The 13,890-nt window shown below is 44.4% G+C and carries 16 protein-coding genes and 1 other annotated feature; of the genes, 2 read left to right on the top strand and 14 right to left on the bottom strand.

Annotation, left to right across the window (positions count from 1 at the left end; all coding sequences use genetic code 11):
- Nucleotides 1-25: 25 nt before the first annotated feature.
- Nucleotides 26-649, bottom strand: a complete 624-nt coding sequence (locus CES82_RS02245; protein WP_098823704.1) for a DapH/DapD/GlmU-related protein — start codon at nt 647-649, stop codon at nt 26-28.
- Nucleotides 650-714: 65 nt separating this feature from the next.
- Between CES82_RS02245 and CES82_RS02240 the strand changes: the two genes are divergently transcribed.
- Both CES82_RS02240 and CES82_RS02235 read left to right on the top strand, forming a co-directional pair.
- Nucleotides 715-1,887, top strand: a complete 1,173-nt coding sequence (locus CES82_RS02240; RefSeq protein WP_098823703.1) for an NAD(P)-dependent oxidoreductase — start codon at nt 715-717, stop codon at nt 1,885-1,887.
- A 99-nt stretch (nt 1,888-1,986) separates the two neighbouring features.
- A complete protein-coding gene (locus CES82_RS02235; RefSeq protein ID WP_098823702.1) occupies nt 1,987-2,604 on the top strand; it encodes a DedA family protein in 618 nt (205 codons plus the stop codon).
- Between the two features lie 65 nt (nt 2,605-2,669).
- On the opposite strand, the gene CES82_RS02230 is transcribed toward CES82_RS02235, so the two are convergent.
- The 13 genes from CES82_RS02230 to hisJ all read right to left on the bottom strand — a co-directional run bounded on the left by CES82_RS02230 (nt 2,670) and on the right by hisJ (nt 13,846).
- Nucleotides 2,670-3,764, bottom strand: a complete 1,095-nt coding sequence (locus CES82_RS02230) for a PTS sugar transporter subunit IIC (protein WP_098823701.1) — start codon at nt 3,762-3,764, stop codon at nt 2,670-2,672.
- A 254-nt stretch (nt 3,765-4,018) separates the two neighbouring features.
- A complete protein-coding gene (locus CES82_RS02225) occupies nt 4,019-4,888 on the bottom strand; it encodes a helix-turn-helix domain-containing protein (RefSeq protein ID WP_098823700.1) in 870 nt (289 codons plus the stop codon).
- A 168-nt stretch (nt 4,889-5,056) separates the two neighbouring features.
- Nucleotides 5,057-6,136 carry a histidinol-phosphate transaminase gene (gene hisC / locus CES82_RS02220; protein WP_098823699.1) on the bottom strand — a complete coding sequence of 360 codons (1,080 nt, stop codon included), beginning with the start codon at nt 6,134-6,136 and terminating at the stop codon, nt 5,057-5,059.
- 15 nt (nt 6,137-6,151) lie between these two features.
- On the bottom strand, nt 6,152-6,472 hold the full coding sequence (gene hisE / locus CES82_RS02215; RefSeq protein ID WP_098823698.1) for a phosphoribosyl-ATP diphosphatase: 321 nt from the start codon (nt 6,470-6,472) through the stop codon (nt 6,152-6,154).
- A 1-nt stretch (nt 6,473) separates the two neighbouring features.
- Nucleotides 6,474-6,809, bottom strand: a complete 336-nt coding sequence (gene hisI, locus CES82_RS02210) for a phosphoribosyl-AMP cyclohydrolase (RefSeq protein ID WP_098824004.1) — start codon at nt 6,807-6,809, stop codon at nt 6,474-6,476.
- A gap of 2 nt (nt 6,810-6,811) precedes the next feature.
- Nucleotides 6,812-7,570, bottom strand: a complete 759-nt coding sequence (gene hisF, locus CES82_RS02205) for an imidazole glycerol phosphate synthase subunit HisF (protein ID WP_098823697.1) — start codon at nt 7,568-7,570, stop codon at nt 6,812-6,814.
- On the bottom strand, nt 7,560-8,288 hold the full coding sequence (gene hisA, locus CES82_RS02200; protein ID WP_098823696.1) for a 1-(5-phosphoribosyl)-5-[(5-phosphoribosylamino)methylideneamino]imidazole-4-carboxamide isomerase: 729 nt from the start codon (nt 8,286-8,288) through the stop codon (nt 7,560-7,562). Before hisA ends, hisF begins: the two co-directional genes overlap by 11 nt.
- On the bottom strand, nt 8,266-8,892 hold the full coding sequence (hisH, locus tag CES82_RS02195; protein WP_098823695.1) for an imidazole glycerol phosphate synthase subunit HisH: 627 nt from the start codon (nt 8,890-8,892) through the stop codon (nt 8,266-8,268). The genes hisA and hisH overlap by 23 nt, the downstream gene beginning before the upstream one ends.
- Nucleotides 8,892-9,476, bottom strand: coding sequence for an imidazoleglycerol-phosphate dehydratase HisB (hisB, locus tag CES82_RS02190; RefSeq protein WP_098823694.1), 585 nt, complete (start codon nt 9,474-9,476; stop codon nt 8,892-8,894). The genes hisH and hisB overlap by 1 nt, the downstream gene beginning before the upstream one ends.
- An 11-nt stretch (nt 9,477-9,487) precedes the next feature.
- A complete protein-coding gene (gene hisD, locus CES82_RS02185; RefSeq protein ID WP_098823693.1) occupies nt 9,488-10,768 on the bottom strand; it encodes a histidinol dehydrogenase in 1,281 nt (426 codons plus the stop codon).
- A complete protein-coding gene (hisG, locus tag CES82_RS02180) occupies nt 10,768-11,406 on the bottom strand; it encodes an ATP phosphoribosyltransferase (RefSeq protein WP_098823692.1) in 639 nt (212 codons plus the stop codon). The genes hisD and hisG overlap by 1 nt, the downstream gene beginning before the upstream one ends.
- Nucleotides 11,407-12,549 carry an ATP phosphoribosyltransferase regulatory subunit gene (locus CES82_RS02175; protein ID WP_098824003.1) on the bottom strand — a complete coding sequence of 381 codons (1,143 nt, stop codon included), beginning with the start codon at nt 12,547-12,549 and terminating at the stop codon, nt 11,407-11,409.
- A 57-nt stretch (nt 12,550-12,606) separates the two neighbouring features.
- Nucleotides 12,607-12,866 (bottom strand) — a binding site (T-box leader).
- A 143-nt stretch (nt 12,867-13,009) separates the two neighbouring features.
- Nucleotides 13,010-13,846, bottom strand: a complete 837-nt coding sequence (hisJ, locus tag CES82_RS02170; RefSeq protein WP_098823691.1) for a histidinol-phosphatase HisJ — start codon at nt 13,844-13,846, stop codon at nt 13,010-13,012.
- Nucleotides 13,847-13,890 lie beyond the last annotated feature (44 nt).

Genomic DNA, 13,890 nt, shown 5'->3' with positions numbered 1-13,890 from the left:
ATCAGAGTTCTTCAATCAATCATCTCTATTTCACATGTTTAGCCACAAATTCTTCGATTGGTAATCTAAAATCAGCGTAGTTCGCTTCAAGTTCTTCGCGCGACCAATCCCACCAAGCAATTTTCTCCAGATCGGTTTTAATTTCATCCGGAAAACGGTCCTTGATCTTCTTTCCAGGAATACCACCGATAATCGTATAGGGTTCAACGTCCTTAGTGACCACTGCACCAGCACCGATGACAGCACCATCACCAACCGTCACGCCAGCTTGAACGACCACGTCATGGCCTAGCCAAACATCGTTGCCAATCACCGTTTTTAACTCTCGACGTTTCTGTAAAAATGCGGTATCAGGATCACCGAAACCATAACCCGCACCGTTATATGCAAAAATATGCTGACTTGGTCTATTATAAGGATGGTTAGTTGGCCCAATTCTGACCATCGCGGCCATACTGATAAATTTCTTGAGTTCACTGTTCTGGATAAAGCATAATTGACCCGTATACGTATAGTCATCAATCGTACTGTTATCGATAAAATTCTGACTGCCAATTTCCACGTACTGGCCAAAGGTGGTGTCCTTTGTTTGTCCACCTTCACCAATCGTGGGATGATCCTTGGAAAGTTTCACGAAATCAATGTGCATTAACCTCACTCCTGACTTAAAATTTGTATTAATTATACTCGAGAATCTATTTTGGAGGAAAAATTATGTATCAAGTAAAAGCAATCGACGAATTTAACGTTAGTGAATTTGCGGGTAACGTTTTTCAGCTTAAAGATACTAGTGCCCCTGACGCAATCCTTGTGCGTAGCTCAAAAGTACCAGATGAACTGATCACCCCGCATTTATTGTTGGTATCCCGTTCCGGAATTGGAACCAATACCATCAACATTGAAGCCTGCACGCAAAACGGAACCGCCGTTTTTAATACCCCAGGCGCCAACGCTAACGCGGTGAAAGAACTAGTCATTCAGACACTGTTTGCCAGCGCACGACCATTGCAATCAGCCATTGAACACACAGCCTCACTGACTGGTGACCATCTCCAGCAACAAGCAGAAGCGACGAGATACCAGTTCATCGGTAACGAACTATATGGTAAAACGATTGGCATTTTAGGCTTAGGCGCCATTGGTCAGCGACTAGCAGATAGTTGCTACCACTTAGGCATGCAAGTTGTCGGCTATAATCGCAGCCCTAAAAATCTCCAGTCCGTTCAACAATTGGAAACTATCGATGAAGTTTTGTCCATCGCCGACTTTGTGGTTCTTCTCCTGCCATTGACCGAAACGACTGAGGGCATCATGAACGCCGAACGGTTCCGACTTATGCGTAAAAACGCAGTCTTATTAAACTTTGGCCGTGGCGAACTGGTTAATAACCAAGCCGTCATTGCCGCACTGGATCAAGGCCAATTTAGTCGCTATATCACTGATTTCCCAGCAGAGGAACTTCAAGATCACGACCACATTGTCATGTTGCCGCATCTCGGTGGTAACACTGTAGAAGCACTATCCAAAAGTGCTAACTTGACCCTGCAAAATACCCGTGATTTCCTTGAAACTGGTATTATTCGCTCTTCGGTGAACTTTCCAACTGCTGATTTACCCTTTACCAGTCCTAATCGATTAACCTTTTTCTTTACTTCTCGTGCTGCATTTTGGAACGATATTTCCGCCGTTCTCCGTCAATATCACGTCCCAGTTTTAGAAATGATGAGTAACCTCCGCGATGACTACGGCTACATGATCGTTAACGTTGATTTAACCGCTACAGACCAGACCCAGCAGTTGGTTGATGATCTCCAAGCGGTGTCTGGTACCTTACGCGTTCGCATCTTAAATAATCCGTCAGAACTCGCAAGTGGGTCAAATTCTTAAGAATCTCTATGCTCAGTAACGGATAATTGACTGAAGTATCCGAACTTCGATAAACTGATATCATAAGTATCCTCTACTACGTCATAAGGAGACGCCTAAATGAATACCCAAACTATCATGACACTCATTAATCAATACGGTTACCTCGCAATTGTTTTCTTGATTGCCTTAGAAAACGTCTTTCCGCCAATTCCTTCTGAGGTTATTCTAACCTTTACTGGTTTTTTGACGCTGACCACTCATCTGACTGTCTGGGGGTCGATTATAGCCGCCACGGTAGGCTCGATTATCGGTGCCATCGTCTTATACGGCGTTGGCCGACTAGTTTCGGTCGAACGACTCAGCAGGTTCGTTGAAACACGGGCAGGACGCCTACTTCGTTTAAAGCAAACTGATATTGAACGCGCAGGGAACTTCTTTAATCGCAGAGGTGGTATCGCTATCTTCTACGGCCGTTTTGTGCCAGTAGTGCGCAGTCTGATCTCTATTCCTGCTGGAATGGCCAAGTATCCTTTTTGGTCGTTTGTTGGTTTATCTACGTTAGGCACCCTAATATGGAATACCGTGCTGATCAATGCCGGCAGCCTAGCCGGATCCCATTGGCAATCTGTATTGGGCTGGTTTGAAGAAGCGTCAATGTTTGTACTGATAGGTGTCATCGTTTTAGCAGTCCTGCTTGGGGCCTTCTACTACCATAGAAAAAAGCGTCACGGTTAAAATACAAAAGGATCTCATGACAGCAGCCATGGGGTCCTTTTCTTTAATTCGATTTAACTTAATACCTAGACGATTTCCAAATGAAGTTGTTCGTCTTTAACCCAATCAATTGCGGCAAGCAGGTGGTAAACAACCAGTGAGATTACGGCTGGTGCCAAAACTGCCATTACCATGTAGGCGATGAACATTGGCATACTGCTTGAAGCCAAGTTGATTGGTGCAATCAATGAGTTTAATCCCAAACCACCAAGGGTGTACGAAACTTTGAAACCGAAGAAGACGGTCGCAAGCGGTGCACAAACCCCAGCAGCAACAAACGATGGAATTGCCAAACGTGGATTCTTCAATAGATTAGGGAACTGAACTTTAGGAGTGATGATACCTTGAGCGATGTTAGCACCAATCTTGTTTTGACGCCATGAGATAGCGGTAAAACCAACGAATTGAGCAGTGGTACCAACCAAAGCGGCACCAGCAGCTAAAGGTGACAGCATAACGGCAACTGACAAAGCAGCTGACGAAGCAGGTGTCATCAAGAACAATGACCAAGCAAGGGAAACACAGATTGAACCGATAACTGGGTTAACTTGCATTGATTGTGCAATGAAAGCACTCATCCAGTTCAAAGCAGGTGTGGTAACACTTGCTAATCCAAGACCGGCAATTGAACCAACTAACGTGGCAGCTAATGGAACCAGCATCATATCTAGTGGTGTCTTACCAGTAAGATACTTACCAACTAATACGGCAACTAAACCAGCTGCAACGGCACTGATAGGTTGACCAGTGGTGAAGATCCCTGATTGGGCTGCTTCAACCATCTTGTTACCAGTAGCGGTTGCTGCATGCATTGCCGTTCCAGTGAAGTAAACGGCATTGGCACCAACAGTGGATGAAATCATGGCACTGAAGAGAACCAACGTGTTAACTTTCATTTGTGATGCAATTGCGGCACCAAACGCTGGTGCCAGTAACCATTGGGCAATTGAACCAACTTGGAATAAGGCTTGCCAATGAACGAAATTAGCGATTGACTGTGTTAATAGCCCAATCCCCAGCATAACCAAAACGGCATTAGAAACACCGGCTGAAACCTTATAAACATAATCCATTACTGACATTTTCTCGGTGTCAGTTGTTGCTGCTTGTGTACTTTCCATATGTAAGACCTCTCTTTTGCCCCTTAAATAAGAGCTATGTTATAAAATGAGAAAATGATTAAAATGTTTATGCTGTTATTAAAGCATTATCGCAAAACCTTGTCAATAGTTTTTCACATAGAAATCTCATTTTATTCTAATTATTTATTGAGCATGTTTGGCCCAATTAAACCAACTAACAGAAATAAGCGTTATCCCGATAAAGAATCGGAATAACGCTTATTTCTGTTAGATCATAAAATCTACAACTCAAATTATTTTGCTTTTGCATTCTGGCGGTACTTGGTCGGTGAAACACCCGTGTACTTCTTAAATGACGTTGAAAAATAGTAGATATTTTGAAAACCGACGTTCAAAGCAATGTCTTCCACCGTGGTATCCGTATTTAATAACCACTGCGTTGCCTCTTCCATCCGGTACTGCATCAAAAACTCCGCTGGCGACATGCCGATCGTCTGACGTAAGACACGCACAATATAATTCGGCCGTGCGTCAAAATGCTCGCTTAACGTGGCAGCAGTAATTTTTTTATTAAAGTTCTTTTTGAGGTACCTCTGAATCGACAGCGACATCTGAGTTAACTCGTTTTTCGCATTATCTTGTGTCTGCAAACAGGATAGTAATTTAATGAAAATAGATTGCGCTTCAAAAAACTGCTTCGAATTACAGTTCAGCTCTTTGGAAACTAATTGGTCTACCATTGAATAAACCTGTTCAGGCTGTTCAACTGAACGATGCTGCATTAAAAAAAGCGTTTGTACTGGTACTGGTGGATGAAGAATTAACGTTTTCATTGAATTTTTTGCGGGTGTCAACGACGATTGAACATGCCAATCACCACCAACATAGGCGTAGATCCAGTCTAGTTTCACCGCTTCTTTATCTGCCCACCACACATATTTATGGTAACCCGGGGTCATGATGAAGATTTCCCCTTCACTAATCTGCTGTTCAACGTCCTCTTGAATCACGTTTAGGCGTCCTTTGCGCACGAAAACGAACACAAAATACTCCAAGTGAACTTGGTTCATCTTACTACCATCCGGTTTAAGTTCTACCCGGCGACCCTCGATAAAAGTCGGTAATGGCAGACAAGACAGCGAAATATATGCAGCCTGTGCCATTTTTCGTTCCTCCTAACAGCATCTGCTATCCTTTAAAATTATCTAAAAAGTAAATCCATAGATTTATAAAAACTCCACGTTAATTGTAACAATATCAGATACGTTATAACAACAAAAAAGTGTTACTAAATTCGTTATTTCACCGAACTCGGTAACACTTTTTTATAATTATTGTTTGTCGGCAAACTTCCAAATTAATTGCTGCACAATTTGATTATCCGTTGGTTGACCAACTGTGATTCGTAACCAATCAGGTCCTAATCCCGTCCGAACAAGATACCCTTGGTGCAATAGTTCCTGGCTGAGTGCGTCAGCATTATTAATTTTGAAAAAAACAAAGTTTGCTTGTGACGGATAGTACAAAACACCTAGCTTTTTGAAAAAGGCTAACCATTTTTGTCGTTCATCCGCAACGGTTTCAACTACCGTTTGAACGAATTGCTGATCGGAGTAAGCCGCCTCTGCAGCAATCTCCGCAAACGTACTCAAATTATACGGTAAACGCACGGTTTGCAGAATCTTTGCCAGTTGTGGGGCAACTACCGCGAAGCCCACCCGAAAGTTAGCTAAACCATACGCCTTCGAAAAAGTACGTAAAACCACTAAGTTATTAAACTTAGTCAACAGATCAACAACTGAAGCCTGTTTTTCAGCCGTAACAAAGTCGATATAAGCTTCATCAACGATAACAGTCACACTTTGCGGTACTTTAGCCATGAACTCAGCAATCGCCTGATGGGTAACGTATGTCCCAGTCGGATTATTGGGATTGCAAAGCCACACCATACTTGTTGCTGGTGTAATTGCTGCCAGCATTCCGTCCAGATTGGTAACCCCGTTACTATCCACGGGAACGTCCACCATCTTAGCACCCTCAATTTCAGCATGAAGGGCATATTCCGAAAATGTCGGCTGGGTTAAAATCACCTCGTCGCCAGGAGAAAGCAGTGTCCGAGACAATAGCTGAATAATTTCATCCAGCCCATCACCGAAAACTAATGCTTCTGGTGAAACGTTTAAGCCAGTGGCAATGGTTTGTCGCAAACCTGTCACTTCACTGTCCGGATAGCGGTTAGCACCCTTAACACCCCAGTCCAGAATTGCTTGAGCCACTTTTGGTGAAGTCCCCCAAGCATTTTCGTTAGCGGACAAGCGAACTAGTTTGGTCAAACCTTGTTCCTGCTTGATTTCAGCAATCGTTTTTTCTGGGATATACGGTTTTAGTTTTTTAATCGCTTCTTTGACCATTGACGTTCATTCCTCCTACAGATCTTTAATATCCCGGCGTTCCTTTGTTTTACTCATTAAGCCTTCACGTTCAGCCAATTCCTTTTTAACTTGATCAACACTGATGCCACGATCTGCCATGAGAACCAGCACGTGGTAGGCTAAGTCAGCAACTTCATATACGAATTCGTCATCGCTGTCGTTCTTAGCTGCAACGATAACTTCCGTGGATTCTTCGCCGACCTTCTTCAAGATTTTATCTAATCCTTTGGTAAAGAGATAATCCGTGTATGATCCTTCCTTAGGGTTGTTTTTACGGTCTAAAATTAACTGGTAAAGTTCATCTAAGTCTTGCATACTATTTTCCTCCTGCTGAATTAAGTTTAATGTCACGGTAAAAACAACTGGTGTGTCCAGTATGGCATGCCGGTCCGGCTGGATTAACGCGAACGAGTAACGTGTCCTCGTCACAATCGATTTGGATGGCAACAATGTCTTGGGTATTCCCGCTGGTCGCACCCTTGTGCCAAAGCTCTTTTCGGCTACGGGACCAAAACCAGGTTTGTTTGCTTTCTAAACTAAGCTGATAACTCTTTTCGTCCATATAAGCCATCATCAACACTTGATTCGTCTGATCATCCACGACAATGGTTGGCACAAGGCCATCCGGGTATTTATCAAAATTTGGCTTCAACGTCATCGTACTGTCACTCCATCCTGCTTCAATGCTGCCTTAACATCCGGAATCGTGAACTCGCCAAAGTGAAATACCGACGCGGCCAAAGCTGCATCCACATCCGTTTGCTTAAAAACGTCATTGAAATCGCTGATCTTACCGCAACCGCCCGAAGCAATAATCGGTACTCTAACTGCTGCTGTCAGGGCTTGGTATAGCGGAATATCAAAACCGCTCTTAGTTCCATCCTTATCCATACTGGTAACCATGAGTTCGCCAGCACCGGCAGCGACACCCTGTTTTGCCCATTCGATAACGTCTAAATCAGTGGCCTCACGACCGCCATTTACGTAAACGGTGTAACGCTGTTTTTCAGGATCCCATTTACTATCAATTGCTAACACAATGCACTGGGCACCAAACTTTTCGGCACCTTCTGAAATCAGTGAGGGATCACGTACCGCTGCTGAATTCACCGCAACTTTATCCGCGCCAGCTTTCAGTAACCGTTGCATATCGTCAACGCTGTGAATCCCGCCACCAACCGTCAGGGGCATAAACACCTGCCCAGCCACCTTTTCAATGGTATCCACAATGGCGGGCCGCTTTTCGTTAGTTGCTGTGATGTCCAAGAAGACCAGTTCGTCGGCGCCCTGTTTTTCATAGGCGGCAGCAATCGCCACTGGATCGCCAACGTCGGTTAAATGAACAAAATTAACGCCCTTCTTAACCCGGCCGTGATCAACATCCAGACAAGGAATAATTCGCTTAGCTAGCATTGCTGGACACCTCCGCTAAGGTTCTTAAAGGAAGGTCGCCCGTTGCCATCGCCCGGCCGACAATGGCTGCTTTAATGCCAGCATCAGCTAATTTTTCTAAATCAGCGACAGTGGTGACACCGCCGGAAGCAATCACCTCAGTGGTTGGAAAGGCCTTTTGCAGTTTTCCTAACAAATCCACGTTTGGTCCGCTTAATGTACCATCCTTCGTGATATCGGTCACCACAAAGTTGACTACGCCCACTGCCACCATTGATGTCATCAAGGTGTTCATGGACACATCGCTTTCTTCAAGCCAGCCAGAAATGGCTACCTTGCCGTCTTTACCATCAATACCCACAACGACTTGATCGTTGCCAAACTGGTTGACAGCCTCCTGAACAAGTTTCGGATCAGTAAGCGCTGCTGAGCCTAAAATGACTCGTGAAACACCACTAGTGAGATAACCATTGATCTGAGCTAAGGTACGAATACCACCGCCAACTTCAACTTTTAAGCTGGTTTCGGCACAGATCTGTTTGATGAGTTCCCGATTTACCGGGCGGCCACTTTTAGCACCGTCTAAATCGACTAAGTGAAGTCGCTTTAAGCCAGCTGCCTCAATTTGCTTAGCCTGCTTCAGCGGATCTTGGGCAATCAGTGTGGTTTGATCAAAGTCACCTTGGTACAGGCGAACAGATTGCTGATTCCTTAAATCAATTGCGGGAATAATTTCCATTAGATACCAACTCCTTAAACGCAGCCAGACCATTTAAGCCGATCCGACCACTCTTTTCTGGGTGAAATTGCATACCGATCACGTTTTGATTACGTACGATGCTGGGAATCTTAACGCCATAATCACTTTCGGCTAAAATATATTGCGGTTGTGTTTTGACGTAGTAAGAATGCACGAAGTACGTTGATTGCTGGTCAAAGCCGTTGGCAATAGGGTCTGATTGCGTCACTTGGTTCTGGTCCCAGCCCATGTGTGGCACCTTAACGCCTAAATTCTCAGGAATGGCCACAACTTCGCCTGGAATCAAGCCTAATCCAGCCGTTTCACCGAATTCAAAACTGCGGTCAAACAACAGCTGCATGCCAAGGCAGATACCTAAAATAGGCGTTCCTTTTTTTGCCGCTTGCTTAATGACCGGAATCAGTTCACGTTCTTTGAGCGCTTCTACTGCCTTGCCAAATGCACCGACTCCTGGAAGGATCAGCCCATCAGCATTTGAAATAACCCCTGAATCAGCTGACAGCGTATTGGGGATTGAGAGAAAATCCATCGCTTTTTTGACGTTTCTGGTGTTGCCCGTGTCGTAAGCAATAATCGCAATCATTAAATCACTCCTTTAGTCGATGGCACCCCTTTGATTTCAGGATTAATGGTCACTGCCGCACGTAGCGCACGACCCAATGCCTTGAATAACGTTTCAATTTTGTGGTGCGTATTTCTGCCATACAGCACTTCTGCGTGCAAGTTTAATTCAGCGTTAAAAGCAAAGGCCTGGAAAAAGTCTTCCGTAACTTCGGTATCGTAATCGCCTAATTTGGGATTGGTCAGTTCGGCGTTGAATACCAGGTAACTCCGGCCAGACAGGTCAATGACTACTCGACTCAACGTTTCGTCTAACGGAATCAACGCTGATCCGAACCGTTCGATACCAACCTTGTCACCCAGCGCCTGCTTGAGCGCCATTCCTAAAGCAATTCCTACGTCTTCGGTGGTATGGTGAGGATCAACGTTTAAGTCCCCATTGGCTTTAACAACGAGACCAAACCGGCCGTGCCGGGCAAAGGCGTCTAACATGTGGTCCAAAAAGCCGATACCAGTATCAATTTTGATCGTATCGTAATTATCCAAATTTAAGCTCAATTCAATTTGAGTTTCGTTCGTATTGCGTTTAACCGTTGCTTCTCTCATGACAGGCCTCCTTAGTTAAACCGTGATTCAACAGCGCGGGCGTGGGCTTCAAGACCCTCAACACGTGCTAAGGTGGTAATCGCCTTTTCTTCGTTCTTCAGCGCATCCCGTGAATAAGTGACAAATTGGATTCGTTTAACAAAGTCTGACACCCCAAGTGGTGAGAAGAAGCGGGCTGTCCCACCTGTTGGTAAAATGTGGTTAGGACCTGCAACGTAATCACCCACTGGTTCTGAGGCGTTAAAGCCTAAGAAGACGGAACCGGCATTCTTGATCTGGTTAAGATACTGCATAGCATCTTCCAGCTCAATTTCCAAGTGTTCTGGGGCAATAGCGTTCATCACGGTAAAGGCTTCATCAAGGTCATCAACTACGGCAATAAAGCCTTTGTTGGCAACGGAAGCACTAGCGATTTCTTTCCGTGGTAAAGTTTGCACTTGACGATCAATTTCATCGCTAACAGCTTCAGCAAATTTTTCACTAGGCGTTACCATCATTGGCCGCGCCATCTTGTCGTGTTCTGCTTGTGACAGCAAATCAGCAGCAACTTCTTTAGGGTTAGCTGAGTCATCCGCAATCACACCAATTTCTGATGGGCCAGCAATCATATCGATGTCAACTTGGCCGAAAACTTGTTTCTTAGCAACGGCAACGAAAATGTTACCAGGACCGGTAATCTTATCAACACGAGGAACACTTTCAGTCCCATATGCCAAAGCAGCAATGGCTTGGGCGCCGCCGACTTGATAAATTTCATCAATACCAGCGATCTTAGCGGCGGCTAAAACGGCTTGGCCAATACCATCTTTTTGTGGGGGTGTGACCATCACAATTTTGCCAACACCAGCTAACTTAGCTGGGATAACGTTCATCAAAATAGATGAAGGATAAGCAGCAGTACCACCGGGAACATACAGACCAACGGCAGCTAATGGGGTAATCTTTTCGCCACGGACAACACCCTTTTGTTCAGCGTCCACGAAACCGTTTTGAATCTCTTTTTGGTGATAGCTAACAATGTTGTTCTTAGCTAAGTTCAAGGCATCGATTAAATCTTGATCTGCATTTTTATAGGCAGCATCAATATCAGCTTGTGGCACTCGAAGGTCATCTAACTCAACCTTGTCGAACTTTTGGCTGTATTCCTTTAAAGCCTTATCACCGTTCTTAATCACGTTGGCAATAATTTCTGAAACAGTTGCTTCAACTTCTGGTTGGTTAGCCTGTTGGTCAGTTTGACGGTCGACTTGTTCGAGTAATTGGTCTAAAGTTTGGTTTTTTAAAATTTTCATTATTCATTCACTCCTAAATTATTTTTGGCTTGTTGTAAGTTTTCAACTAAGGTTCTAATTTCTGAATGATACTGTTTCAAAGCTAACCGGTTGACGACTAACTGTGTGCTAACTGGCTGCAGTTCAGCGTAAACATGGAGATTATTTTCTCGCAACGTAGTCCCCGTTTCCGTAATATCAACGATGGCATCAGCTAAGCCAATCAACGGTGCCAGCTCCACTGAACCCTCGATCCGAATGATTTCAACGTCTTCACCAATACTTTGAAAATAACGCTTCGTGATATTCGGGTACTTGGTAGCAATGATTTTCCGCCGAACTTGCTGGGGATTAAAATCACTGGTAGAGGCAAGGACGAATCGGCAACGCCCCACGCCCAAGTCCAACATGGCGTACTGGGTATTGTTCTGCTCAGCTAAGATGTCGCTGCCAACAATTCCCAGATGGACCGAACCGCTGTTGAGATAAGTCAGAACGTCGGGACCCTTGACTAAGATGGTTTCGTAAACTGGATCTTCGTCAAAAATCAGTCGCCGTCCTTTGTTGCGAATACCGCTGCAATCAATCCCACTGGCTTCAAGCAGCGGCACCACTTGCTGTTCCACACGGCCCTTGGTTAAAGCAATTTTGATTGGCATTTACTCACCTTCCTTCGTTAAATCTAATAGCTTCTTATTATTGCTAACGGCAATTCGGTTGGCTTCTTCTCGACTGTCCGCCAGACACAAAGTACTGTTTGGTGTCTCTTTCAAAACCTGTTCAGCTTGTTGCCACTGATCAGGTTCAAAATAAATCAACGTCTGCTGTGGTGCTTCCGGTAACGGTACCCGATCAGCCAGGGCATCAACGTCGAATGCTAGCCCAACAGCGGGTTCTTTGATCTGCTGAAAGCTGGTTAACAAGTCATCGTAACGACCACCGCTGAACAAATAATCTGAAGCATTTTGGGTGTAACCCCGGAAAGCCATGCCCGTGTAATAGGTCTGCGGTGAAGGAATACTGAGGTCGAGAACCACTCGCTGATCTGGTGCCAGCCGCTTAATAAATTGGTTAACCGCATTTAAGTTCTCAATCACTGTCTGAACCTTGGCAATCTTTGGCAGGCGTTTAACCACCTTCATGACGGTATCAAAATCACCGAACAGCCAAGGCCACTCGCTTAGAAAATCACCAAACTCAGTTTCATTAAGCAACTCTGAAATCTGGTTATAAGTAGTCAGATTCTTTGTAAACAAGGCTTGTTTCAACGCCACCTTAGTTGGTTCTGGCACCGGTAATGCTTCTAAAACACCTTCCACAAAACGGGCATCGCTCAATTCCAAGGTCATTTTCTTAACACCAGTTGCGAAACATCCCGCTAAAGCAATCGTTAGGCATTCCAGTTCGCCCTTAATGCTACTTGAACCAACTAATTCAATACCGGCCTGAGTCACCTGGTTGTAGCTTCCAGAAAGTTGCTTTTTTACCCGGAAAACGTCACCGCCGTAATACCATTTGGCTGGTAACTCAACGCCCGTGGTACTCATCATCCGAGCAACTGGTAAGGTTAAATCTGGTCGAAGTACCAACGCTTCGCCCTGCTCATCCAGGAGTTGGTACGGCCGGTAATTATCAAGATTTAAGGGCTTAAAAACATCCGCATATTCGAGAATTGGCGTGGTTAACTTGGTAAAACCACGCTGTTTGAAAATGGAAAAAAGCTGTGCTGATATCGTTTCCTTAACCGCGGCTCGCGGACCAAATTCGTCGCGCGTCCCACTTGGTAAATTTCGATTTTTAATCATGCTTGCTCTCCTTTCTGATAAACAAAAAATCCTCGCAAACTAAACAAGTTAGTTTACGAGGACGATTTAATCGCGGTTCCACCTCAATTTGTCGCCACCTCTCGATGACGGCCTTACGTTGCCAATAACTAGTCGTTGAAGAAACTTCAAGAACAGTTAAGGGTAACCCTGATAACGCTAAACATGCGGAGCAGCTTACTTAATTCAGCTGATCAGTTCATAGAGGTGTTTCGTTGTCCCAATCACTTGGTTTCCAGCATTCCAAGTTCTCTGCGCATTGGCGTTCAACTACTTTTTCTAATCACAACTTATTTTGTCATTCAGTTTTAATGGTTGTATATAATTTAACACCAAATTCTAATTTGTCAACGTATTCTTTAATAATTGCCACCAATATTTCTTGATGTTAACGCTTTATTCCGCGATTTAATAGTACTCTCAATTATTAAAATTATTTTTAATTTATCATAGCCATCAACGTATGATAACCGTGACCCACCTCTTTAATACTGTGCGCGTCACTACCATAAACTAAGGGAATTTGCATTTGCTGAGCCTGCTTTAAAATAGCCGCATCCGGATAAGTTTCGTTACAGAATTCCTTATAAAGTCCGGCAGCATTATAATCAAGCTCGTCACCATGCTGTTTGACCGCCTGTAGTAAGGTCGTAATCACTTGCTTCGTCTCAGCATCATAAGTGCGTGGCAAGCCAAAATAATCCTGAAACTTTTTAATCAGCGTGATGTGCCCAATGCGCTTGGGTGCGTACGATCCTAGGTCTGCATTCACTGCTTCGGTTACCACTTCAAAATACTGACGATATAATGATTGACCGTTTCTTGCAGGTTTTAACAGTCCCTTTTCAAAATCATCAAGGGTATCGTCAACGCACCAAAAATGATCATCCGTTCCCTGCATAAAGTGGACGGATAAAACATTATCAGTCGTTTGCGGGCCATATTCATTTAGGAAATCCCGCGTCCACTGTACCTGATTGGGTAAAAAGTCCACTTCAAACCCAACGTTGATTCGAATTTGAGCACCATATTTATCCTGCATCCGCTGCACTTTTTTGAAATAAGCCGGCAGGTCACTCATGGCCATTGAGGCCTCGGTATAACCGGTCTCTAGCCCCGCATATTCCGCAGCAAAGGCTGGCGGTAACGGTGCGTGCTCTGTAACACTGTAGCTTTTAAACCCGAGCCGAATTGCCTTTTGAATCATTAGCTCCACGTCATCACCACTACCATGCGGACAAAATTCCGTGTGCGAATGGCCATCTTGTTTAAGCATAAAAATCCTCCTAACCTTGAATTGCTATCGTTGTATCCTATACT

The sequence above is a fragment of the Secundilactobacillus silagincola genome (assembly GCF_002583405.1).
Lineage (GTDB): Bacteria > Bacillota > Bacilli > Lactobacillales > Lactobacillaceae > Secundilactobacillus > Secundilactobacillus silagincola.
This window is presented reverse-complemented; position numbering and strand designations above follow the sequence as displayed.

Bases quoted from the DNA above. Each gene is read 5' to 3' on its own strand.
- hisE (WP_098823698.1), bottom strand. From the start codon at position 6,472: ATGCAAGACTTAGATGAACTTTACCAGTTAATTTTAGACCGTAAAAAC.
- hisD (WP_098823693.1), bottom strand. From the start codon at position 10,768: ATGAAAATTTTAAAAAACCAAACTTTAGACCAATTACTCGAACAAGTC.
- CES82_RS02225 (WP_098823700.1), bottom strand. From the start codon at position 4,888: ATGGCACAGGCTGCATATATTTCGCTGTCTTGTCTGCCATTACCGACT.
- hisJ (WP_098823691.1), bottom strand. From the start codon at position 13,846: ATGCTTAAACAAGATGGCCATTCGCACACGGAATTTTGTCCGCATGGT.
- hisA (WP_098823696.1), bottom strand. From the start codon at position 8,288: ATGGAAATTATTCCCGCAATTGATTTAAGGAATCAGCAATCTGTTCGC.
- hisC (WP_098823699.1), bottom strand. From the start codon at position 6,136: ATGGTCAAAGAAGCGATTAAAAAACTAAAACCGTATATCCCAGAAAAA.
- CES82_RS02235 (WP_098823702.1), top strand. From the start codon at position 1,987: ATGAATACCCAAACTATCATGACACTCATTAATCAATACGGTTACCTC.
- hisG (WP_098823692.1), bottom strand. From the start codon at position 11,406: ATGCCAATCAAAATTGCTTTAACCAAGGGCCGTGTGGAACAGCAAGTG.
- CES82_RS02230 (WP_098823701.1), bottom strand. From the start codon at position 3,764: ATGGAAAGTACACAAGCAGCAACAACTGACACCGAGAAAATGTCAGTA.
- CES82_RS02240 (WP_098823703.1), top strand. From the start codon at position 715: ATGTATCAAGTAAAAGCAATCGACGAATTTAACGTTAGTGAATTTGCG.
- hisF (WP_098823697.1), bottom strand. From the start codon at position 7,570: ATGCTAGCTAAGCGAATTATTCCTTGTCTGGATGTTGATCACGGCCGG.
- hisB (WP_098823694.1), bottom strand. From the start codon at position 9,476: ATGAGAGAAGCAACGGTTAAACGCAATACGAACGAAACTCAAATTGAA.
- CES82_RS02245 (WP_098823704.1), bottom strand. From the start codon at position 649: ATGCACATTGATTTCGTGAAACTTTCCAAGGATCATCCCACGATTGGT.
- hisH (WP_098823695.1), bottom strand. From the start codon at position 8,892: ATGATTGCGATTATTGCTTACGACACGGGCAACACCAGAAACGTCAAA.